Consider the following 21963-nt stretch of genomic DNA (forward strand, 5'->3'; position numbering starts at 1 on the left):
CTAATGCGGATGCAAAGATACACCTATTTTTGAGTTCTACAATAGCTAATGCAAAAAAAATATTTTTTTTTAATATGCCTTAGCAAAAAGCACTCTTCTAGAAGAAGGACTACCAGTAAACACACAGCTTCCAGCCTCTTCTACACCATCCAAAGGAACACATCTAATAGTTGCCTTTGTCAAGTCTTTAATTTTCTCTTCTGTAGCTATAGTTCCGTCCCAATGTGCTGATACAAAACCACCTTTATTCTCCAAGACATCTTTAAATTCATCAAAATTACTTACTTCAGTAATATGTGAATTACGGTAATCTAATGCTTTATTAAATAAATCAACTTGAATCTGAGCTAATAAATCATTCACATAAGTAACAATTCCATCTTTCGAAACTATTTCTTTTGTCAAAGTATCTCTTCTTGCAACCTCAAAAGTTCCATTTTCTAAATCCTTAGGACCTACCGCAATTCTAATTGGCACTCCTTTTAATTCATATTCATTAAACTTAAACCCTGGCTTCTGTGTTGTTCTATCATCATATTTCACAGCAACGTTAAGCTTTCTCAATTGAGAAACCAACTCATTAACCACAACCGAAATTTCATCCAACTGCTCATCTGTTTTATGAATAGGAACAATCACCACTTGTATAGGAGCTAAATTTGGAGGCAGAACTAATCCTTTATCATCAGAATGTGTCATTACCAAAGCACCCATTAATCGAGTAGATACTCCCCAAGAAGTTCCCCAAACATATTCCTGCTTTCCTTCTGCATTAGCAAACTTCACATCAAATGCTTTAGCAAAGTTCTGACCTAAGAAATGTGACGTTCCTGCTTGTAACGCTTTCCCATCCTGCATTAGCGCTTCAATACAATAAGTTTCTTCTGCTCCTGCAAATCGCTCTGATTCTGTTTTAAGACCTTTCACAACCGGAATTGCCATAAAACCCTCAGCAAACTCTGCGTATACATTCATCATTTTCTCAGACTCCTCAATAGCTTCACTTCTTGTAGCATGAGCAGTATGCCCTTCTTGCCATAAAAATTCAGCCGTTCTCAAAAATAGTCGAGTTCTCATTTCCCAACGAACAACATTTGCCCATTGATTGATCAACAAAGGTAAATCACGGTATGATTGCACCCATCCTTTATAAGTAGACCATATAATAGCTTCACTAGTTGGACGAACAATTAATTCTTCCTCTAACTTAGCATTAGGATCAACCATTAATTTTCCGGGTTTATCCGGATCATTTTTTAATCTATAATGTGTAACAATAGCACACTCTTTTGCAAATCCTTCGGCATTTTTCTCTTCCGCTTCAAACATGCTCTTAGGAACAAATAAAGGGAAATAGGCATTTTGATGTCCTGTTTCTTTAAATTTTCGATCTAATTCAGCTTGCATTTTTTCCCAAATAGCATATCCGTACGGCTTAATAACCATACATCCTCTAACTCCTGAATTCTCGGCTAAATCCGCTTTTACAACCAGCTCGTTATACCATTTCGAATAATCTTCTGATCTTGTAGTAAGGTTCTTACTCATAATGAATAGTTTGGCACAAATTTTGTTTAACTTATTTTAACTAAATAGTTCCACAAAACTAACTATTTTTGTAATGTCCAACAATAAAAAAACCCACAGATATGAAAACTAATATTTTTCTCAAAAAAAACACAGCCCTTTTTTCAACTATAGGCGTACTGTGTTTACTAGTAACTTCGTGTGGTTCTTATCAAAATAGCTCTTATTACGACAATGACGGAATATACGGAGCATCTTCTAATAATTACACTGAAAGAGTTACTACAACAGGCACTAATAATCAATACAAAGAATATTTTAGTTCCCTACAAAACAATGATGAACCTACAGAAATCTTCACAAATGTTGACAATTATGGTTCATACAATGAAGCCGACGACAGCATAACAAGTTCAAGCATAAGTTATCCTGCTTGGGGAAGCAATGTTCAAGATGTTTCTGTAAACATATACCCTAACACTTGGGGATTATCATTTGGTCTAGGATTTGGATACCCATACTACGGAGGTTTCGGATACGGATATGGCGGATGGGGCTATCCTTATTATGGTGGAGGATTTGGATGGGGCTACCCTTCATACTATCCTTACTACGGATACAGACCTTATTACGGATACCGCAACAACTACAACTACTCATACAACGCTGGCCGAAGAGGTGCTATTTATAACAATAGCATAAATAGAAATAATTATTACTCAAACAGAAGTTACTCTAACAGAAACTCTGATTACTCTGTAAACAGAAGAGGCAGTAGCAACAGCAACTACACTGACAGAAGAGGCAATTCTCAAAACTCAAACTTCACTAACAGAAGAGGAAGTAGCAGTACTAATTATACAGATTACAGAAGAAACGACTCTTACAATACAACTAGTAGAAACAATGGTAATTCTAATTATACTAGAAGAGATCAATCTTCAAACAGCACTTACGCACCAACTCGTAGAAATCCAGCTTCAGGCTCACAAAACAACAGCTACGCACCAACCCGCAGAGACAACAGTAGTAGTGCACCTAGTAGAACATATAGCCCGAGCTCTAACAATACTCCATCGAGATCTTATACTCCAAGTTCATCAGGTCGTTCATACGATGGCGGTGGCGGAGGAAGAACTTCTGGCGGTGGCGGAAGATCTTCTGGCGGAGGAAGAAGATAATTTACTTCTCCTTTAAATGAACTAAAATTTACCTGAATTATGAAAAAGTATATATTCCTAGTCCTTACTGGACTATCTATAAGCGCAGTACATTCACAAGATATATCTGATGCAATGCGCTATTCACAAGACAACTTAAACGGAACTGCTCGTTTCCGCGCTATGGGAGGTGCATTTGGAGCACTTGGTGGTGACTTATCTTCTTTGAACATTAACCCTGCTGGTTCTGCAATATTTGCAAACAATCAATTTGGAGTAACATTAAGTAATTACAACACTAAAAATAACTCTAATTATTTTGGAACAAAAACTAAGGATAGCGAAAATTCATTCATACTGAATCAGGCTGGTGGAGTTATGGTATTTAAAGATCCTCGCCCAAGTAGCAATTGGAAAAAACTATCTATAGCTGTTAATTACGAAAACACCAACAACTACAATAATAACATTTTTTCTTCAGGTGTAAACCCAACAAACTCTATAGATAAATATTTTCTAAGCTATGCCAATGAAGGCAATAACGGTGCACCAGTACCACAAGAATATGTTATTACAAAAAATGGAGAATCTATAAGTCGCTTATACCGCTTCCTTGGCAGTAATTTCCCAAACCTTCAATACCCTGGATTAACAGGTTATTCTGCTCAACAAGCAATGTTAGGATACCAAGGCTTTATAGTCGAACCAACAAATGAAAATAATCCAAATAGTCCATACTACTCGCTTGTTCCTGCCGGAGGAAATTATTATCAGGAAAATGAAATTCATACCAACGGTTACAATGGTAAATTATCATTTAATGCAGCAACTTCATATAAAGACAAATTATTTATTGGAATAAACTTGAATTCTCATTTCGCTGACTACACAAGAAACACAAGCTTTTATGAGGACAACACCAATAATAACAGTACAGTTGACCAAATAAACAGATTGCGTTTTGACAACCAACTGTACACTTACGGGAATGGCTTTTCTTTTCAAGTAGGTGCTATTGCAAAAGTAACTAACCAAGTAAGACTAGGACTTGCATACGAATCAAATACTTGGTATAAATTGTACGACGAAACCACACAAAAATTAGTCAGCGTAAGAAGCAACAACACTGGAGAATTAGGCCCTACTATAGTTGATCCACAAATCATTAATGTATATGAGGCATACAAACTGCAGACTCCTGGAAAATGGACTGCCAGTTTTGCATACGTTTTTGGAAAAACTGGATTATTAAGCGTAGATTATGCTATAAAAGATTACGGCAACACTAAATTCAAACCTACTAACGATATCCATTTTAGAGGCGTAAATAACACAATGAGCAATGAATTAACCAACAGTAGCGAAGTACGAGTTGGTGCTGAATACAAAATCAAACTACTTAGCTTAAGAGCTGGTTATAGATACGAACAAAGCCCATACAAAAATAGCACTACAATTGGTGATTTAAACAGCTATTCTGGAGGTTTAGGATATAATTTTGGCGCAACTAAAGTAGATTTAGCTTATTCTTACGCAAAAAGAAATTCTCAACAAGCATTCTTTAATCAAGGATTTACAGATACCGCTAATATCAATTCAAAATTCAACAATGTTTCATTAACAATGTTATTTGAACTATAACAAACCATTGACACACGTATAAAATCCGTCTGATCTTTATCAGACGGATTTTTTTTAGCTCTGATAAAAACAAAACCTTTTTTCTGTTCATCAAGGAAATAGAAAAGATAAAGCAAACACTTAATCCCAATAACTATCGGAAAGCACCTAAAACCAACAATACCAACTTCAGAAAAAACAAGGAATCATGGTGTTTCTAGGAATAAAAAATGTAATTTTGCACTCCAATTTATAAAAGTATGAGAACCAAGTCTTTAAAAAAGAATAAAATCAACGTAATCACTCTTGGGTGTTCGAAAAATGTATATGATAGTGAAGTACTTATGGGTCAACTTCGCGCTAACGGAAAAGAAGTAACACATGAAGCTCCTGCTGCCGAAGAAGGCAATATTATTGTTATAAATACTTGCGGTTTTATTGATAACGCTAAAGCGGAGTCAGTAAACATGATTTTAGAGTATGCAGACAAAAAAGAAAAAGGACTAGTCGATAAAGTTTTTGTAACAGGATGCTTATCTGAACGTTACAGACCTGATTTAGAAAAAGAAATCCCAAATGTAGATCAATTTTTCGGAACTACTGAGTTACCTCAATTATTAAAAGCATTGGGTGCCGATTATAAACATGAATTATTAGGTGAGCGTTTAACAACTACTCCAAAAAATTACGCTTATTTAAAAATTGCAGAAGGTTGCGATAGACCTTGTAGTTTTTGTGCGATTCCTCTTATGCGTGGGAAACACGTATCTCAAACCATTGAAAAATTAGTTAAAGAAACTGAAGGATTAGCTAAAAATGGTGTAAAAGAATTGATTTTGATTGCCCAAGATTTAACTTATTACGGTCTTGATATATATAAGAAAAGAAATTTAGCTGAGTTACTTGAAGCGTTAGTAAAAGTAGAAGGCATTGAATGGATTCGTTTACATTACGCCTTCCCTACTGGTTTCCCAATGGATGTACTAGAGGTTATGAAACGCGAGCCTAAGATTTGTAACTATATTGACATTCCGTTACAACACATTTCGGATTCAGTTTTAAAATCAATGCGACGTGGCACAACTCAAGAAAAAACAACCCAATTATTAAAAGATTTCCGCAAAGCTGTTCCTGGAATGGCTATCAGAACTACGCTAATTGTAGGATACCCGGGAGAAACTCAAGAAGATTTCAATATTCTTAAGGACTTTGTTCAGGAAATGAAATTTGACAGAATGGGATGTTTCGCCTATTCGCATGAAGAAAACACACATGCTTATTTACTAGAAGACGATGTCCCAGATCAAGTAAAACAAGATCGTGCTAACGAAATCATGGAATTACAATCTCAGATTTCATGGGATTTAAACCAAGAAAAAGTTGGACAAACCTTCAAATGTATTATTGACAGAAAAGAAGGCGCTCATTTTGTTGGAAGAACTGAATTTGACAGCCCTGATGTTGACAACGAAGTATTAATCGATGCCTCTAAACATTATGTAAAAACAGGAGAATTTGTTAATATTAAAATAATAGAAGCTACAGAATTTGATTTATACGGCGAACCTGTTTAAATTTACAATACATTTTTTTGATTTTTTGATTTTAAAGATATAAAACATGAAAACAATTCAAGCTGCAATAGTTTTTGCATTTATTTTATTTTTTGCTAATTCAGTTTCTGCACAATACGGAAATGGATATGGAAATGGCTACGGTAATGGATATGGTGGCCGAGGTGGCTACGGAGGAGGAATGAACGGCGGAATGAGTCAAGGCATGGGTGGCATGGGACCATCTGCAAACACTTCTAAGCCAAAAGAAATTCCTGTTGAAGTAACTGTTGCTAAAATAATGGAAAACATGAAGCCTGAACTAAATCTTGATGCTCTTCAAGAAATTGCAGTATCGAATGTTCTTATCGAAAGCATTAAAGAACAGGGCATACTTTTGAAAAATGAAAGCAGTAGTCAAGACGAAAAAATAAAACAAATTCAAGCGCTTTCTGATGCTACAGATAAAAGAGTATCCGATTTTTTAAGCAAAGATCAAAAGGAAAAATACACTCTTTATATGGAACAACTAAAAGATCAAAGTAGTTCTAAAAAATCAAAAAAGAAGAAGAAAAAAGAAAAAGAACAGTAATTGTTAGTAAAAACATAAAACAATTTTTAAGACATGAAAAAGTATTTTTACTGTTTGACCATAGCAATTGCAATTACTTCTTGCTCTACGAATCCATATAAAACAAGTGAAAAAGTATACGATCAGCAACTTAAGTCTCTTGAAGATAAAATTACAAACAAAGAAGCGCATCCTATACCTCCTCCTGTTGCAACTATAAGCATAGACACGTCATATGCAAATCAGTTACACATTTATAAGGACTCGCTTTCGCAAACTGGATCTACTTCGCTACAAAATGGCATTAATACACAATGGATAGGTACTGTAAACTTTAATTTACGTAAACCTAACTTTATCATTATCCATCATACAGCTCAGGATTCTTTACAACAAACCATAAATACATTTACTAAAACAAAAACACAAGTAAGTGCTCATTACATTATCTCGAGAGACGGTAAAGTGGTCCAAATGTTAAATGATTATTTACGTGCGTGGCATGCTGGTAATGCTACATGGGGAAAAAACACCGATCTTAACTCCTCTTCACTAGGTATTGAACTTGATAACAACGGAGTTGAACCTTTTTCGGAAACACAGATGAATAGCTTAATTGCCCTTTTGACAAGGCTAAAAAAGGAATACAACGTACCAACACAAAATATTTTAGGCCATGCCGATATTGCTCCAGGCAGAAAACAAGACCCAAGTAAATTGTTTCCCTGGAAAACACTAGCTGGACTAGGATTTGGAATCTGGCAAGATGAGATACTAGAAGAAGCTCCTTTCGATTTTAGAATTGAACCTGCCTTGCGAATTATTGGCTACAATACTAAAAACCTTACAGCTGCAATAACAGCTTTTAAACTACATTATATCCAAACCGAAGTTGATAATGTATTAGACAGAAAAACAATAAATACAATTTATTCTATTTATAAAAAACAATAAAAAGACATAAATTCATATTACATAAAAACACGCTTTAGACAACTCTAAAGCGTGTTTTATTTTTTATAGCAATAACTGTAAATAAAAAAAACTGCCAAAACATTATTATGTTTTGACAGTTCAAAAAAATAAAAAAAAAAAAAAAATATCAATCTTAATATTTTAAAAAGAATAGGTAGCTGCAACTAATGCAAAGGCCATCTTTCCTGTTGGAGCAGAATTACTGTTAAGAAAAACATCCTCAGAAGCATTATCTAGTCTTATCTCTGGAATTATCGTCATATTTCCAACTTTATAATTAAGTGATACGGTATTTGCAAAAACATTTGAACCTGCAACTGTTCCTAAACTTGCTACAGCATCTTTTGCATTAAAATATTCCATTCTATAGGCTAATCCAAGATTCTCTTTAAACTTATAATAAGCATATCCAACTAATGAAAACCATTCTCCATCAAGATCACTATCATAATCATTAGTAGTTTTAGCATACGTTGCATTGAGTCCTAAAGAAAAAGCATCACTAAGAGCCTTTGTCCCCACAAAATCAAATTGTGTTTTATTTTCTCCTGTTGGCACAACCGCAGTACCAGGAGTAGAATTCGTACTTCCTGAAGTGAAATTCAAATAAGCACTACCTGTATCGGCAATGTAAGCCAATTGTCCTAGGTATGTTTTTTGACTAGAACCAGCTTCCATCACTGATTTAAAATCAGTAGGATTAGTAACACCTAACATAAAACTAAACTCACCAGTTACGTATTGCACCTTCACTCCTGTATTAAAAAAAGGCCCATAGGAAAATGCATATGACATACTATAATTCTTATTATCAACAGCATCCAATAATTCATACCCAATATGAGTACCAAAACTACCTGCAGTTACAGAAAAACTATCGGATAAATCATACTTAAGAAATAATTGTTTTATCAAAAAAGAAGCCTTATTATTATTGTACTCATTATAAGAGAACTCTGTTGCTCTTGTACCAAATCCTAAATCTACAAAAGCAGAAGCTTTTCCAAATTTATGTGAAGCTTCTATAGAAGCCATTCCTAATTCGAATGAGTCCTGTGAATTTGTAAAACTAGTTAAACCGTTTTGTTGTTTAGAAAAATCATATTTGTAATAAACATCTGCCGACCCTCCAAATACTGTCACTGGAGCAACCGTTTCTTTATCTTCCTGGGCAAGAGCAAAAGAACTCGTTAACATTAAAGCTAAAATATGTATTACTCTTTTCATGTTTTAAATGGTTTTGGTTAATAATTGGTTTGGTTATTTTTTTATGAATGCCATTTATATTCTATATAATATCAAAGAACTGCAGTACTGATTTATACTAATAAATAGCCTTGGTAAAACATGTTTCTGAGGCGAATTTATTAACTTTTAGATTAGATAATCTTAAAAAATTTATTTTTTTGATCTGTTTCAGAAAGATTTACGGATTACAAAAATTACGACACCTAATTATCACTATTATACATTTTAGAGGTATGTTTTTAAAAAAATCAATAACCTATAAAATAGAAAAACTGAACTAAAAACACAAAACAAAACCACATACCCCATCAAAAAATAATAAAATAAACTTAAAAATGCTAAAAAGAACACATAACCCCACTAAAAAATAGGGTAGATTAATTTTACATACAAAATAACAAAAAACAAACAACATCATAAAACGCAATCAGAACAGAAAAGAAACTAACAATTACAGTCCTACAAAACAAACAGCCAAAACAAGTTCGTACACATCGTAAAAAGTCCGAAAGTCATAGACATCAAAAAAGGCTAAAATCACTAATAAAACAACTGCAAAACCAAACAACCAAACAAAGACTCAAAATCAATTAACCTAAGAGGAAGCACTAAAACCATTAAAAAAGGACAACTACTAAGACAAGAAGAAAGTTTCCTTAAATTATAGACAAAAAAAATCCCAATCCGTTATTTCGGATTGGGACTTAGTATATTACTTAAAGCAGACTATTTCTTAGCCAAAGCCGCACTCATTTCCATAGAAATTGCAGAACGCTCCATTTTTAATTTTCCAGACATTGTTTCGATAACTACAGTTGTTTCTGCAAGCTCTGAAACTTTTCCATGAAGACCACTTTTTGTTATAATTTTATCACCTACTTTTAGGCTATTTTCAAATTCTTTTTCATTTTTCGCACGTTTTTGTTGCGGTCTAATCATAAAGAAATAGATCACTACAAACATTAATAGAAACGGTGCAAATTGAGTTAATTGTTCCATAATTTAAATTCTGTTTTTATTTAATAATTATTACATTAAACCACGACCAGCTTTAATTAATTTCTTGCTAGCCTCCAGTTCTTTTACAAGATTATCTAAAATCCCGTTGATAAAAATACTACTTTTTGGCGTAGAATACTCTTTTGCAATTTCTAAATATTCGTTAAGAGTTACTTTTACTGGAATTGATGGGAATTTTAAAAATTCACAAATTGCCATTTTTAAGATAATAGTATCTATTTCTGCAATACGATCACTATCCCAGTTTGGAGTTTTATCTACATATTCTTTCGCAAATTCAGATTCATTTAAAACTGTTTTTCTAAACAAGTCTTTTACAAAATCTCGATCCTCATTATCTTTATACAATTTAGGAACTCTAAAATTATCGTCCTCTCCAGCAGTAATACCTTTTAATTGTTTGATGATATGTGTATTTACCACAGGAATATCATCTACCCATGTAAGCTTATCATCTTCTAAGTACTCGTATAATTTTTCATTAGGAACGATTACTTCTGTGAATAAATCAACAATAAACTGTTTGTCTTCTTCAAACGTGTTTACTGAATTACTCATGTATTTTGCATACTGCTTACTTGCCTTAATATCATTAAGAAGTAATATAATATAATCATCATTTAATGACCAATTAGTGATTTTACGATTCTCCAAAGCTATACTAAGAGAATTATTCTCAGCTAGGATTTGAAAAATAGCATTCTTAATAAATTTTTCGTTTGGATTACGCTCTTCAGGAGTCGCAAGATGTTTTTTACTTGATAAGTGTAAAAAAATTGTCTCTTTTTTACAAATTTCGATTAACGAAGAAACCATTACAAGATATAAATCCTGAATATTATCAATACTATAAAAAAGAAACTTCTCTTCTTTTTCAAGATTATCAGAACCGTTTTGATGCATTGCATAAATGGACTGCATTACTTTAACGCGTATGTGTCTTCTATTTACCACCTTGTAAGAACATTTAAAAATTAATTTGCAAAAATAAGTATTTCATACCTTATAATGAAATTTATACTTAGTTTATTTAAGAATAATTTCAAGCTTATAATCATTGCTTTTTATGCATAAAAAAATCTCAGTTCTCAATCTCAACAAACACTTAAGAGCTGAGATAGAAAACTGAGACAAAATCAAGCTCGTTTTTTACTTTTTACTATTCTCGATTCTTCTTAAATCGATACGATTTTGAGCAATCGTTAAAGCTGCATGATGTGTAGTCATACCGTTTTTAACAGCAAAATCAAAAATCTCAAGCGTAGTATTGTAGATATTTTCAGTCTTACGCATGATTTCCGCTTTACCATAATGCTCTAATTCTGCATAAACATTAATGATTCCACCTGCATTAATCAAGAAATCCGGAGCATATAAAATCCCTCTTTCTTGCAATATAGCACCATGAACATTTTCGTTTGCCAATTGATTATTAGCTGCACCAGCAATAACCTTAGCTTTTATCTTACTTACAGTCGCATCATTTAACACTGCTCCCATTGCGCAAGGCGCATAAACATCAACATCTGCACTGTACAAATCATCACCTGCAAAAATAGTAGCACCATATTTTTTAGCTACTTCATATAATCTTTCTTCGTTGATATCTGTAATAGTAACTATTGCACCTTCTTTAGTTAAATACTCAACCAAAGCTTCACCTACGTGACCAATTCCTTGTACTAATACTTTTTTACCATCTAAATTATCTGATCCAAATTGTTGTTTTACAGCCGCTTTCATTCCTAAAAACACACCGTAAGCAGTAACTGGAGATGGATTACCAGACCCCCCTCTTTCTTCAGAAATCCCTGTAACATAAGGAGTAACATCTCTTACAATGTCCATATCCTTAGTTTCCATTCCAACATCTTCAGCAGTAATATATCTTCCGCTTAAAGAATGTACAAATTCTCCAAACTTACGCATCAATTCAGGTGTTTTTTGAGTTTTGGCATCTCCAATAATAACGGCTTTACCTCCACCAATATTCAATCCTGTGATAGCAGATTTATATGTCATACCTCTAGAAAGACGTAAAACATCGTTTAATGCTTCCCATTCGTTTGCATAATTAAACATCCTTGTCCCTCCCAAAGCAGGCCCCATAACTGAATTATGAATACCAATAATTGCTTTTAAACCTGTATCTTTGTCATTACAAAATACAATTTGTTCGTGATCATCAAACGATAGTTGACCAAAAACGGGATCCATTTTTTGAAGTTCCTTTCCAGTTGCAAAAGCTGCATTCATAGCAAATAATTTTTGTTAGTTAAAATTATGAATTTGTCAAAAAGACATTTCAAATTTATACAAAAAATATACATACATCATTTTTTTAATTAAAAAATAGCAATCCAACAATTGAACAGTCTTTAATAAGCACATTGAAAATTATCCAAAACAGATGTTTTCCAATAAAACAAAATCATTTCAACACAGAATATCTTAAAAAAATGAAAGAATTACGTTATTTAAACAAATATTTTATTAAATATAAATATAGTTTTTCCTTAGGGATTTTTATCACAATAATCGCACAAATATTCTCGCTATTTACTCCTAAACTAATAAGTAAGTCATTAAGTGCTATTGAAACGTTTGACAAACTCCCTGAATCCCAGAAAGCATCAGAGGCAGTTTTATCTTTTTACAGAGAAGGACTAATACACAATGTTTTATTAATTATCGCCACAACAATCGTTGCCGGGTTCCTTACTTTTTTAATGCGCCAAACCTTAATTGTAATGTCTCGTCACATTGAATTTGACTTAAAAAATGAGGTTTTTCAGCAATACGAAAGACTCTCTCAAAACTTTTACAAACAAAATCGTACAGGTGATTTAATGAATCGTATTAGCGAAGACGTTTCTAAGGTTCGAATGTATGTAGGCCCAGCAGTAATGTACACCATCAATACTTTTATCCGCTTTGCAATCGTAATCATATACATGTATAGCGTTTCGCCGCTTTTAACTTTATATACTATATTACCATTACCTATATTATCCTATTGCATTTTTAAATTAAGCACCGAAATAAATAAACGAAGCACTGTTTTTCAGCAATATTTATCAAAAGTATCGAGCTTCACACAAGAAATTTTTTCAGGAATCCGAGTTATAAAAGCCTATTCATTAGAAAATCAACATCAGAATAATATGATTGATCTAGCAAATGAAAGCAAAAGTAAAAGTTTGAATCTTGCTAAAGTACAATCTTTATTTGGCCCACTGATGATTGCTTTAATCGGAATAAGCAACCTTGTAGTAATTTATTTTGGTGGTGTAATGTACATTAACGGAAGTATTAAAAGTCTTGGAACAATAGCTGAGTTCATTTTATATGTAAATATGCTTACGTGGCCAGTTGCTTCACTTGGATGGGTTTCTTCAATGGTACAAGAAGCCGAAGCATCTCAAAAAAGACTTAATGAGTTCTTAAAAATTGAACCTGAAATTAAAAACAATAATCCAAACCACTCTACTATCGAAGGGACAATTTCTTTTGAGAATGTAACCTATACTTATGAAGACACCAATATAACCGCTCTTAATGATGTTACTTTTACAGTAAAAAAAGGTGAAACTTTGGCTATTTTAGGTAAAACTGGTTCTGGAAAATCAACTATATTATCTTTGATATCTCGCTTGTACGATGTCTCACAAGGACAAATTACCATAGATGGAATTGAAATAAGTAAATTAAACCTCAACGATTTACGTAACAATATTGGTATTGTACCTCAAGATGCTTTTTTATTTTCTGACAGCATTAAAAACAATATTAAGTTTGGTAATCAAAATGCAACTGATGAAGAAGTTATCGAAGCTGCAAAAAACGCTGTTGTTCATGACAACATTATTAACTTTAACAAGCAGTACGACACTATCTTAGGCGAAAGAGGAATCACTCTTTCTGGCGGACAAAAACAGCGTGTTTCTATTGCCAGAGCAATCATAAAAAATCCTGCTATTTTACTTTTCGATGACTGTTTATCTGCTGTAGATACTGAGACTGAAGAAACCATTTTAAACAACTTATTTGAAATTTGCAAAGACAAAACTACCATAATTGTTAGCCATCGAGTGTCATCTGCCAAAAACGCTGATCGAATTATTATACTTGAAGAAGGAAAAATCATCCAACAAGGTTCTCATAATCAATTGATAAATCAAGAAGGGTATTATTCAGCATTATATTTAAAACAACTTTCCGAAAAAGAATCACTTTAATTGTTGTATAATAAATAAATTTTTATGATTTTTGATTGCTATTAAATAAAAAAATCGATAGAACGGATTATGAGAGAAAATGACATGTTAGAAAAAGAAGAGATTTTTTCTAAAGTACTACGAGCAGGAAGAAGGACCTATTTCTTTGATGTAAGAGCTACAAAAGCAGACGATTACTATATCACGATTACCGAAAGCAAGAAATTCACAGAAGAAGATGGATCGTTCCATTTTAAGAAACATAAAATTTACTTGTACAAAGAAGATTTTAGTGCTTTTGCAGAAATTTTAGGAGAAATGACTTCTTATGTTTTAAACCACAAAGGAGAGGAAGTAATCTCTGAAAGACATCAGAAAGATTTCAAGAAAGAATACAGTTCTGACAAAGAAGAACCAGTATTATCACATAGGTCGAGTTTTACAGATATTGATTTTGATGACATCTAATCAATTTACTGTTAAGAAGTAGAAAGTCCAAAATCTAGTCAATTTTTGGGCTTTTTTTATATCTCTTAAATTTCAAAAATTCCAACAATGGAAGTAAATTTATTAATATTACCTGGCTTAGGAAATTCTGGTGATAAACACTGGCAAACTTATTGGCATAATAAATTCAAAAACTCAATTCGTTTAGTTCACGACAATTGGGACGAACCTATCCGTGAGGAATGGATTAAAAGACTAAACGAAGAAATTTCTAAACTTGACAAACCAACTATCTTAGTTGCCCATAGCCTAGCCGTTTCTCTTGTTATGCATTGGGCAAAAACGAATAATAATCCTCATATTGTAGGTGCATTACTTGTTGCTCCTGCCGATGTAGACTCCCCTCAACACACTCCTGAATGCATACGGAATTTTTCTCCTATGCCAATTATCAAATTACCATTTCCCTCTATAGTTGTAGCCAGTGAAAATGATCCTTATGCATCCTTTGAAAGAAAAGAATATTTCGCTAAGATGTGGGGCAGTGACTTTGTAAATGTTGGAAGAAAAGGACACATCAACTCCGATTCAGATTTAAAATACTGGGAAGAAGGTCAATTAATATTAGAACAATTAATTGTGAAAATTGACTTAAGATAAAAATTTTAGCCGCAGTACTCAGTCTCAGTTTACACTCTAGGTCTACAATCTCAGCTTGAGTTATCGCAAACCGAAACGGCGACTGTAAACTAATTAACCTATTCTTAACCCGTTTTCGATTTTAAAATCCGGTGCTAACAAAACAACATCTCCATCCTCTCCTACTGCTCCAATTACTAAACATTCGCTCATAAATTTCCCTATTTGTTTTCTAGGAAAATTAACCACACCCACGATTTGTCTAGCTATTAAATCTTCTTTTGAATATCGTTTGGTAATTTGCGCCGATGATTTACGAATTCCGATCTCTGTTCCAAAATCAATTGTAAGCTGATAAGCCGGTTTACGAGCCTCTGGAAAATCATCCACTTGCATGATTGTTCCCACTCTCATTTCTACTCTTTCAAATTCTGACCAAGTTAAATCCATGTTTTATTTTACTAAATTATTATTCCGCAATCTATTAATATTGTAAGGATTACGACTAATTCTATAACGTATATTTTTTTTATAGCTTTTACTTTTACAAAAATCTAATAATCAGCTCTAATTTTAAAAATATAAAAATGGAAAATATTCAAACTAACCCTAGCGAATCTCTAAGAGATTCACAGTTTAACTTAACTCAACCATCTACAGACAAATATATAGAAACTGCCCCAAATGTAAAGCTGTATGTAAAAGATTATGGTCAAGGAAAACCTGTTATTCTTATCCATGGCTGGCCACTTTCTAATGAAATGTGGGAATACCAAATAGACTTCCTTGTTCAAAATAATTATAGAGTAATTGCCTATGACCGTCGCGGATTTGGTAAATCTTCTCAACCTTGGGACGGATATGATTACGATAGTTTAACCGATGATCTAAACGAAATTATAGAGCAATTAGAGCTAGAAGACGCTACTCTCGTAGGTTTCTCGATGGGCGGTGGTGAAGTAGTGCGCTACTTTAGCCGTCATGGCGGAAAAAGAGTTACCAAAGTCGCTCTAATTTCTTCGATTATTCCCTTTTTATTAAAAACTGATGACAACCCTGATGGCCATCCAAAAGAGAAAAGTGAAGCTACTGCAACCGCTATTAAAGAGGATAGAATAGAATTTTTAGATAATTTCGGAAAAACTTTTTTTGGAGTTACAATCATCAACCGTCCATTAAGTACTTCGTTATTGGAGTATTATAAAATGTTATGCACATTTGCTTCTCCTCGTGCTACATTAAAATGTGCAGAATCATTTTCGACAACTGATTTTAGAGATGAACTTGATAGCATAAATGTGCCAACCTTAATTATTCATGGTGATGCTGACAAAATAGTTCCAATTGACCTTACTTCAAAAAAAGCTGCTGAATCAATTCAGAACAATACTTATATCATTTATGAGGGCGAACCACATGGATTATTTTATACTGAAAGAGACAGGCTAAATTCAGATTTACTAAATTTTTTAAATTCATAGATCACTTATAAATACCCCAAGCACTATTTCCTTTTAAATAAAAGCTTCTTGGGGTATTTTTTTTACACTTATAGTCTCTTATGCAGATTTTTAAAGCTAAATTTGAATAATTAATTTTTCTATAAAAATGGCTAAGACTCTTTCAAACATGTTACCTCTTGGTACTTTGGCTCCACAATTTAAACTAAAAGATACTAATTCTAATTTTGAATATTCTTATAGCGACATAAAAGGTTCTAAAGGAACTCTTGTTATGTTTATATGCAATCATTGTCCGTATGTACTGCATGTAATAGAAGAAATTGTTATGATTGCCAACGATTATCGTGTACAAGGAATTGGCATTGTAGCCATTTCCAGTAATGATGTGACTAAATACCCTGAGGATGGTCCCGAACTAATGACCGAATTTGCCTTTACACATAAAATAGATTTTCCATATCTATATGATGAAAGCCAGGAAGTAGCCAAAGCTTATGATGCAGCATGTACACCTGACTTTTACTTATTTGACAATCAGGATAAATTATTTTATCGCGGACAGCTGGATGATTCAAGACCTGGAAACGGAATTACTCTTAGCGGAAGCGATTTAAGAAACGCTATAGATTCCTTAATTTACAACCGAAATATTAAAAATCCACAGAAACCAAGTATGGGTTGTAATATTAAATGGAAATAAAAGCTAATCATTAAATAAGTTTGATTAACTTTGCAAATCATAATAAATCATCTCATGTTGAGCATTATACAATTGACGGTTATTTCGTTGTTGTTTTCTTTTACAAGAAAACCACGTGTCGTTGTATTAAATTCGCACACCAAGGCCTTCGTTAATTAGGCCTCCGTCTATTTCAATTTCTTCTTTCAGGCGGAGGATTACATTTTAAAATTTAGTTATTTTATTCTATTTACAAAGACTTCTTTCTTTGCATTAAAATTTCTACGCATTTTACAATTTCATAAATTTCGCATTTACAAATAAACATTAATCTGTATTTTAATTTAAAAACAAATACAAGGATTTTGAGATTGCCTAAAACAAAAATCTCATTCAAATAAAAACACACAATAGATATGAAACCAACACCCACTTTCTGTACAACAGATTATCAACTCTTAAGGGAATTAATTTTAAAGAGTAAAAACTCAACAAACTCTAAAGAAGCTGGTCAACTTGCTCAAGAATTAGACCGAGCTATTATTAGCAAAGGAGATACCTTAGACGAATCAATCGTAAGAATCAATTCGCACGTTACCATTGAAGATGTTAAGGCTAAAAAGCAAATGAAAATTCAAATTGTCTTACCTTCAAATGCTGACGTAAAAGAAGGAAGAATTTCTATTCTAGCTCCTTTAAGTGTTGCTATAATTGGCTTTAAAGAAAATGACGAAGTAGATTGGGAATTACCTGCTGGAATAAAAACTTTAAAAATAATTGCTGTATCTAACGTACTACCTGTAAGCAATCAATAATTTTTTAAACACCTCACTTGTGAAGGTGTTTTTTTATGTCTGATTCAAAACAAAAAAACTATCCAGATATCTCACCGAATAGTTTTATAATACTGATTATATAAATGCTTTTACAACTGTGAAGTAATATAATCTGAAATCGAAGCCATTTGTGCATCATCGAGATGTGCTTTCTTTTGCATACGTACCAAGATAGGTTTCCAGTCTTCTTTCGAAAAATCTGTTGCTTTAAATAATTTATGGCATTTGCCACAATTATTATCATATAAATTTTGCCCTCCAGCTACTGTTGGAGTAACATCTGCTGTTTTAACTGGCTCTGTAGTTTCTACAACTTTTACAGTTTCTTTTTTAACTGCACACGAAAAAACAATCACTGCTAATGCTGCTATGGTTAGGATTCTTGATTTCATTCTTTTAGTTTTTTTTCGTGTAAATATAAAAAAAATCCCAAAACTCTCATTTTGGGATTCAAATACTGCAAAATATAATTTTGCTTATTTTTTATTATTTAACATCCATTAATTCTACGTCGAAAATTAAATTTGCGTTTGGTGGAATAACTCCTCCTGCTCCAGATGGACCGTATCCTAAGTGAGATGGAATTACAAAACGTGCTTTATCTCCAACTTTCAATAAAGCAATTCCTTCATCCCAACCTTCGATAACCTGACCTTGACCTAATCTAAATTCGATTGGTTTTTTTCTTGGGTAAGAAGAATCAAACACCTTACCGTTATCTAATGAACCTTCGTAGTGAACTGCAACTGTTTTTCCGTTTTCAGCTTTTTTACCATCACCTCTTTGGATAAATTGGTAACGTAAACCACTTTCCGTTTTTTCAAAACCTGCTGCCAATTTTTCTATTGCAGCTTCTGCTTCTGCTTTCATAGCAGCATCACGTTTGTTACGTTCTCCTTTAAAAGCAATAAAAGCTTCGATAGCATTCCATTTTTCAGCTTCTTCTCCTACTCTTACAATTTCAACACTAGTTAATTCATCTCCTTGAGCAATTGCATCAACAATATCCTGTCCTTCTACTACGTGACCAAAAACAGTATGTTTTCCGTCTAACCAGCTTGTTGGAACGTGAGTAATATAAAATTGAGAACCATTAGTTCCAGGTCCTGAATTTGCCATTGCCAAAACTCCTGGACGATCATGTTTTAAACTTGGGTGAAATTCATCATCAAATTTATATCCAGGGCCACCAGTTCCAGTTCCTTGTGGACAACCACCTTGAATCATGAAATCAGGAATTACTCTGTGAAATTTTAATCCATCGTAAAACTTATTTCCTTGTGGTTTACTCTTATTTTCTAAATTTCCTTCAGCTAAACCTACGAAGTTACCAACTGTTCCAGGTGTTAAATCGTGAGCTAATTTTACTAAAATCGAACCTTTACTAGTGTTGAATTTAGCGTATATTCCGTTTTCCATTTTATATTTTTTTTATTTGATGAGCAAATTTACGAATTAATTTGATATTCGTTTATCCTTTCTATTTTTTAGATTTATATGTTAATCCATAAACCGTTAATGCCAATAATGCTAAAACAGCACATCCTATAGCTACAGCATGCCATCCTCCTAATTTCCACAAAAACAATCCGTAAGCTGAACCTGCCGCTGTTCCTAAAAAGCTAAACGACATAAATACTGTATTTAATCTATTTCTAGCTTCTGGCAATAACGAATAAACTCTGGTTTGGTTAGAAATATGAACTCCTTGAATTCCTATATCGATACAAACTATTCCTATAATGATTCCTACAATGCTACTTCCTGAAAAGTAAAAAATAATAAAACTAATTAACATCAATAAACAACCATATCCTACAGCTATTCTTGAGTTTCCTTTATCTCCTAATCTTCCGACTAATGGAGCTGCCAAAGCGCCCGATGCTCCAACAATACCAAAAAGACCTATCGTTGAACTGCTAAAATGAAACGGAGCGTCTGATAACAACAATACCATTGTTGTCCAGAAAGCCCCAAACTGTGCAAAACAAAATGCATTGATTATTGTTGCTTCTCGTAATAAAGGTTGTGTTTTTATAAGTGTAAAAAGCGATTGCAATAATTGTCCGTATGAACCATGAAACACTGGTTTATTGTATGGGAATTGTCTTTGCATAACAAAAAACATTAGTAAACATATTCCAGCTGCAATCCAGAACATAGATCGCCAACCCCAAAGATCACCTATAATTCCACTTAAAGTTCTAGATAATAAAATTCCGACAAGCAAACCACTCATAATCGTTCCCACAACTTTACCTCGCTGGCTAGGTTCACTTAAAGAAGCTGCCAAAGGCAAAATTAACTGAGGAACTATGGAGGTGATTCCGATAAGAAGCGATGCAATTTCTAAAACTAAAAAACTTTGGGCTGTAGCCGCTATAACCAAGGCAACTACTGTTGCAAGTGTGGTTATCAAAATTTGTTTTTTACGCTCTATTTTATCACCAAGCGGTACCATAAAGAAAAGACCGATGGCATAGCCTGCTTGAGTAAGATAAGTTATTGTTCCCGCATCAGCTTCAGGGATTTTAAATTCATTGGCAATTAAAACAATTAAAGGCTGACAATAATAAAGGTTTGCAACTATAAGTCCAGTGCAAACTGCCATAAACATGACACTAGTTTTGGATAAATTCATTTTGCAAAAATACTACTCTAATCTTTAACAAAACTTAAAAAAAAACATAAAATTCCCCAAAAGCAATTCTACCAAGGCTTAAGCTTCTGTAATTCTGAAGCCTAGATTAGTTCTTTTGCTATGAATTCATAACTTGTTTTTATTGACTGAATTTCGTTGGGTTTATAATTAGTTTCTTGCTCTACGAAGAAATGTTTCATCCCTGATCCTTTTGCTTCTGCGAAAATAGATTTAAAATCTATTCTTCCTGAACCGATCTCTGCATTTAAAGCTTCATTATTTTTATCCATGTCTTTTACATGCCACATCGTAAAACGTCCCTGATTTTGCTTGAACATTTCTATGGGGTCAATTTTAGAATACGTCATCCAATATAAATCCATTTCAAAATAGACTAAATCTCTATCAGTCTCTTTCAATAGAATTTCATAAGCTGTTGTATCTCCATATTTCTTAAACTCGAAATCATGATTATGATAAGCTAATTTTAATCCTGATTCTTTACAGATTTCTCCAGCTTTGTTTAGTAACAAAGCTATCTCTATATAATCATCGTCACTTTTTCTTAACGTTTCATCCAGCCAAGGAACTGTTATATACTCACTTTCTAAAACTTTAGCCGCTTTTATTGCTGCTTCAAGTTCTGTAGTATTTCCATCAAACAAATAGGTCCCTAATCCATAATGACCACTCACTGCCCTCAATCCATTTGTATCTAGCAATTGCTTTAACTCTTGAGGTGACAATCCCCAAAATTGATCTTTAATAGAGAATCCATATAATTCAACTTCAGTATATCCAGCTTGCGCCACCTTTTCTAGGGTTCCTTTCACATCTTTTGGCAATTCATCCCTTAAAGTGTACAACTGTAATCCAATTGTCTTTTTATTAGAAGAAAATGCAAATGATGGAATTAAACAAACTGTGGCAGTTGCCATACTAGTATTGATTATAAAGTTTCTTCTTGTCACCATATGTTAGATATTTTTTTGAATTGTGACTCTTTAACCTTTCATAAAGTCTTCTCGAATTGGACTAAAAACATCTGTCAAAAGTCCACTTTCTAAACAAACTACTCCATGTATTGCATGTGGCGGAATATAAAAGCTATCACCTTCTTTTAATATTTTTGTTTCATTATCTATTGTTACTTCAAATTTTCCACTGGCTAGATATGTAACTTGCGAATGATAATGTTCGTGCAAAACTCCAACACCTCCTTTTTCAAAATGTACATTAACCAACATAATCTTGTCATCGTATGCCATTATCTTGCGCTTGATGCCTTCTCCAACCACTTCCCATTCTATTTCATCATTAAAAAGGAATTTTTTACTTGTTCCGAAACTTTGCATGATATTTATATT

22 protein-coding genes are annotated in these 21963 nt (G+C 33.1%); 11 read left to right on the plus strand and 11 right to left on the minus strand.

Annotated features, from left to right (window positions below):
- Nucleotides 1-69 precede the first annotated feature (69 nt).
- A complete protein-coding gene (gene proS, locus EAG11_RS12375) occupies nt 70-1548 on the minus strand; it encodes a proline--tRNA ligase (RefSeq protein ID WP_129539450.1) in 1479 nt (492 codons plus the stop codon).
- 101 nt (nt 1549-1649) lie between these two features.
- Here proS and EAG11_RS12380 point away from each other — a divergent pair, with 101 nt between their 5' ends.
- The 5 genes from EAG11_RS12380 to EAG11_RS12400 all read left to right on the plus strand — a co-directional run bounded on the left by EAG11_RS12380 (nt 1650) and on the right by EAG11_RS12400 (nt 7385).
- Nucleotides 1650-2708, plus strand: coding sequence for a hypothetical protein (locus EAG11_RS12380; protein ID WP_129539451.1), 1059 nt, complete (start codon nt 1650-1652; stop codon nt 2706-2708).
- A 39-nt stretch (nt 2709-2747) separates the two neighbouring features.
- On the plus strand, nt 2748-4328 hold the full coding sequence (locus EAG11_RS12385; protein ID WP_129539452.1) for an OmpP1/FadL family transporter: 1581 nt from the start codon (nt 2748-2750) through the stop codon (nt 4326-4328).
- 239 nt (nt 4329-4567) lie between these two features.
- A complete protein-coding gene (gene rimO, locus EAG11_RS12390) occupies nt 4568-5881 on the plus strand; it encodes a 30S ribosomal protein S12 methylthiotransferase RimO (RefSeq protein WP_129539453.1) in 1314 nt (437 codons plus the stop codon).
- A 46-nt stretch (nt 5882-5927) separates the two neighbouring features.
- Nucleotides 5928-6452, plus strand: a complete 525-nt coding sequence (locus EAG11_RS12395) for a hypothetical protein (protein WP_129539454.1) — start codon at nt 5928-5930, stop codon at nt 6450-6452.
- A 33-nt stretch (nt 6453-6485) separates the two neighbouring features.
- The gene (locus EAG11_RS12400) at nt 6486-7385 is read left to right on the plus strand and encodes an N-acetylmuramoyl-L-alanine amidase (protein ID WP_129539455.1); all 900 of its coding nucleotides are present in this window, start codon (nt 6486-6488) and stop codon (nt 7383-7385) included.
- Nucleotides 7386-7547: 162 nt separating this feature from the next.
- On the opposite strand, the gene EAG11_RS12405 is transcribed toward EAG11_RS12400, so the two are convergent.
- The 4 genes from EAG11_RS12405 to EAG11_RS12420 form a co-directional block, all read right to left on the minus strand.
- A complete protein-coding gene (locus EAG11_RS12405; RefSeq protein ID WP_129539456.1) occupies nt 7548-8633 on the minus strand; it encodes an outer membrane beta-barrel protein in 1086 nt (361 codons plus the stop codon).
- A 747-nt stretch (nt 8634-9380) separates the two neighbouring features.
- The gene (gene yajC, locus EAG11_RS12410; RefSeq protein WP_129539457.1) at nt 9381-9653 is read right to left on the minus strand and encodes a preprotein translocase subunit YajC; all 273 of its coding nucleotides are present in this window, start codon (nt 9651-9653) and stop codon (nt 9381-9383) included.
- Nucleotides 9654-9683: 30 nt separating this feature from the next.
- A complete protein-coding gene (nusB, locus tag EAG11_RS12415) occupies nt 9684-10595 on the minus strand; it encodes a transcription antitermination factor NusB (protein WP_129539458.1) in 912 nt (303 codons plus the stop codon).
- A gap of 228 nt (nt 10596-10823) precedes the next feature.
- Entirely contained in the window at nt 10824-11930 is a 1107-nt protein-coding gene (locus EAG11_RS12420) for a Glu/Leu/Phe/Val dehydrogenase (protein ID WP_129539459.1), read from the minus strand.
- Between the two features lie 203 nt (nt 11931-12133).
- Here EAG11_RS12420 and EAG11_RS12425 point away from each other — a divergent pair, with 203 nt between their 5' ends.
- The 3 genes from EAG11_RS12425 to EAG11_RS12435 all read left to right on the plus strand — a co-directional run bounded on the left by EAG11_RS12425 (nt 12134) and on the right by EAG11_RS12435 (nt 14998).
- Entirely contained in the window at nt 12134-13912 is a 1779-nt protein-coding gene (locus EAG11_RS12425) for an ABC transporter ATP-binding protein (protein ID WP_129539460.1), read from the plus strand.
- 69 nt (nt 13913-13981) lie between these two features.
- A complete protein-coding gene (locus EAG11_RS12430) occupies nt 13982-14359 on the plus strand; it encodes a PUR family DNA/RNA-binding protein (RefSeq protein ID WP_129539461.1) in 378 nt (125 codons plus the stop codon).
- A gap of 87 nt (nt 14360-14446) precedes the next feature.
- A complete protein-coding gene (locus EAG11_RS12435; protein ID WP_129539462.1) occupies nt 14447-14998 on the plus strand; it encodes an alpha/beta hydrolase in 552 nt (183 codons plus the stop codon).
- A gap of 93 nt (nt 14999-15091) precedes the next feature.
- Here EAG11_RS12435 and EAG11_RS12440 read toward each other — a convergent pair whose 3' ends face one another.
- Nucleotides 15092-15427, minus strand: coding sequence for a tRNA-binding protein (locus tag EAG11_RS12440; RefSeq protein WP_129539463.1), 336 nt, complete (start codon nt 15425-15427; stop codon nt 15092-15094).
- Between the two features lie 137 nt (nt 15428-15564).
- Between EAG11_RS12440 and EAG11_RS12445 the strand changes: the two genes are divergently transcribed.
- From EAG11_RS12445 to EAG11_RS12455, 3 genes are all read left to right on the plus strand, one after another.
- A complete protein-coding gene (locus EAG11_RS12445; protein WP_129539464.1) occupies nt 15565-16458 on the plus strand; it encodes an alpha/beta fold hydrolase in 894 nt (297 codons plus the stop codon).
- Between the two features lie 127 nt (nt 16459-16585).
- On the plus strand, nt 16586-17140 hold the full coding sequence (locus EAG11_RS12450; protein ID WP_129539465.1) for a thioredoxin family protein: 555 nt from the start codon (nt 16586-16588) through the stop codon (nt 17138-17140).
- 395 nt (nt 17141-17535) lie between these two features.
- Nucleotides 17536-17934 carry a GreA/GreB family elongation factor gene (locus EAG11_RS12455; protein ID WP_129539466.1) on the plus strand — a complete coding sequence of 133 codons (399 nt, stop codon included), beginning with the start codon at nt 17536-17538 and terminating at the stop codon, nt 17932-17934.
- A 110-nt stretch (nt 17935-18044) separates the two neighbouring features.
- On the opposite strand, the gene EAG11_RS12460 is transcribed toward EAG11_RS12455, so the two are convergent.
- The 5 genes from EAG11_RS12460 to EAG11_RS12480 form a co-directional block, all read right to left on the minus strand.
- The gene (locus EAG11_RS12460) at nt 18045-18347 is read right to left on the minus strand and encodes a cytochrome c (RefSeq protein WP_129539467.1); all 303 of its coding nucleotides are present in this window, start codon (nt 18345-18347) and stop codon (nt 18045-18047) included.
- A 94-nt stretch (nt 18348-18441) separates the two neighbouring features.
- Nucleotides 18442-19374, minus strand: a complete 933-nt coding sequence (locus EAG11_RS12465) for a peptidylprolyl isomerase (RefSeq protein WP_129539468.1) — start codon at nt 19372-19374, stop codon at nt 18442-18444.
- Between the two features lie 61 nt (nt 19375-19435).
- Entirely contained in the window at nt 19436-20566 is a 1131-nt protein-coding gene (locus EAG11_RS12470) for an MFS transporter (protein WP_230728198.1), read from the minus strand.
- Nucleotides 20567-20697: 131 nt separating this feature from the next.
- Entirely contained in the window at nt 20698-21570 is an 873-nt protein-coding gene (locus tag EAG11_RS12475; protein WP_129539470.1) for a sugar phosphate isomerase/epimerase, read from the minus strand.
- A 30-nt stretch (nt 21571-21600) separates the two neighbouring features.
- Complete coding sequence (locus tag EAG11_RS12480) at nt 21601-21951, minus strand: cupin domain-containing protein (RefSeq protein WP_129539471.1); 351 nt, start codon at nt 21949-21951, stop codon at nt 21601-21603.
- Nucleotides 21952-21963: the final 12 nt, after the last annotated feature.

It is taken from the genome of Flavobacterium sp. 140616W15, assembly GCF_003668995.1.
Taxonomy (GTDB): Bacteria; Bacteroidota; Bacteroidia; order Flavobacteriales; family Flavobacteriaceae; genus Flavobacterium.

Coding starts and splice junctions, on each gene's coding strand:
- proS (WP_129539450.1), bottom strand. CDS start 1,548: ATGAGTAAGAACCTTACTACAAGATCAGAAGATTATTCGAAATGGTAT.
- EAG11_RS12380 (WP_129539451.1), top strand. CDS start 1,650: ATGAAAACTAATATTTTTCTCAAAAAAAACACAGCCCTTTTTTCAACT.
- EAG11_RS12385 (WP_129539452.1), top strand. CDS start 2,748: ATGAAAAAGTATATATTCCTAGTCCTTACTGGACTATCTATAAGCGCA.
- rimO (WP_129539453.1), top strand. CDS start 4,568: ATGAGAACCAAGTCTTTAAAAAAGAATAAAATCAACGTAATCACTCTT.
- EAG11_RS12395 (WP_129539454.1), top strand. CDS start 5,928: ATGAAAACAATTCAAGCTGCAATAGTTTTTGCATTTATTTTATTTTTT.
- EAG11_RS12400 (WP_129539455.1), top strand. CDS start 6,486: ATGAAAAAGTATTTTTACTGTTTGACCATAGCAATTGCAATTACTTCT.
- EAG11_RS12405 (WP_129539456.1), bottom strand. CDS start 8,633: ATGAAAAGAGTAATACATATTTTAGCTTTAATGTTAACGAGTTCTTTT.
- yajC (WP_129539457.1), bottom strand. CDS start 9,653: ATGGAACAATTAACTCAATTTGCACCGTTTCTATTAATGTTTGTAGTG.
- nusB (WP_129539458.1), bottom strand. CDS start 10,595: ATGCAGTCCATTTATGCAATGCATCAAAACGGTTCTGATAATCTTGAA.
- EAG11_RS12420 (WP_129539459.1), bottom strand. CDS start 11,930: ATGAATGCAGCTTTTGCAACTGGAAAGGAACTTCAAAAAATGGATCCC.
- EAG11_RS12425 (WP_129539460.1), top strand. CDS start 12,134: ATGAAAGAATTACGTTATTTAAACAAATATTTTATTAAATATAAATAT.
- EAG11_RS12430 (WP_129539461.1), top strand. CDS start 13,982: ATGAGAGAAAATGACATGTTAGAAAAAGAAGAGATTTTTTCTAAAGTA.
- EAG11_RS12435 (WP_129539462.1), top strand. CDS start 14,447: ATGGAAGTAAATTTATTAATATTACCTGGCTTAGGAAATTCTGGTGAT.
- EAG11_RS12440 (WP_129539463.1), bottom strand. CDS start 15,427: ATGGATTTAACTTGGTCAGAATTTGAAAGAGTAGAAATGAGAGTGGGA.
- EAG11_RS12445 (WP_129539464.1), top strand. CDS start 15,565: ATGGAAAATATTCAAACTAACCCTAGCGAATCTCTAAGAGATTCACAG.
- EAG11_RS12450 (WP_129539465.1), top strand. CDS start 16,586: ATGGCTAAGACTCTTTCAAACATGTTACCTCTTGGTACTTTGGCTCCA.
- EAG11_RS12455 (WP_129539466.1), top strand. CDS start 17,536: ATGAAACCAACACCCACTTTCTGTACAACAGATTATCAACTCTTAAGG.
- EAG11_RS12460 (WP_129539467.1), bottom strand. CDS start 18,347: ATGAAATCAAGAATCCTAACCATAGCAGCATTAGCAGTGATTGTTTTT.
- EAG11_RS12465 (WP_129539468.1), bottom strand. CDS start 19,374: ATGGAAAACGGAATATACGCTAAATTCAACACTAGTAAAGGTTCGATT.
- EAG11_RS12470 (WP_230728198.1), bottom strand. CDS start 20,566: ATGGCAGTTTGCACTGGACTTATAGTTGCAAACCTTTATTATTGTCAG.
- EAG11_RS12475 (WP_129539470.1), bottom strand. CDS start 21,570: ATGGTGACAAGAAGAAACTTTATAATCAATACTAGTATGGCAACTGCC.
- EAG11_RS12480 (WP_129539471.1), bottom strand. CDS start 21,951: ATGCAAAGTTTCGGAACAAGTAAAAAATTCCTTTTTAATGATGAAATA.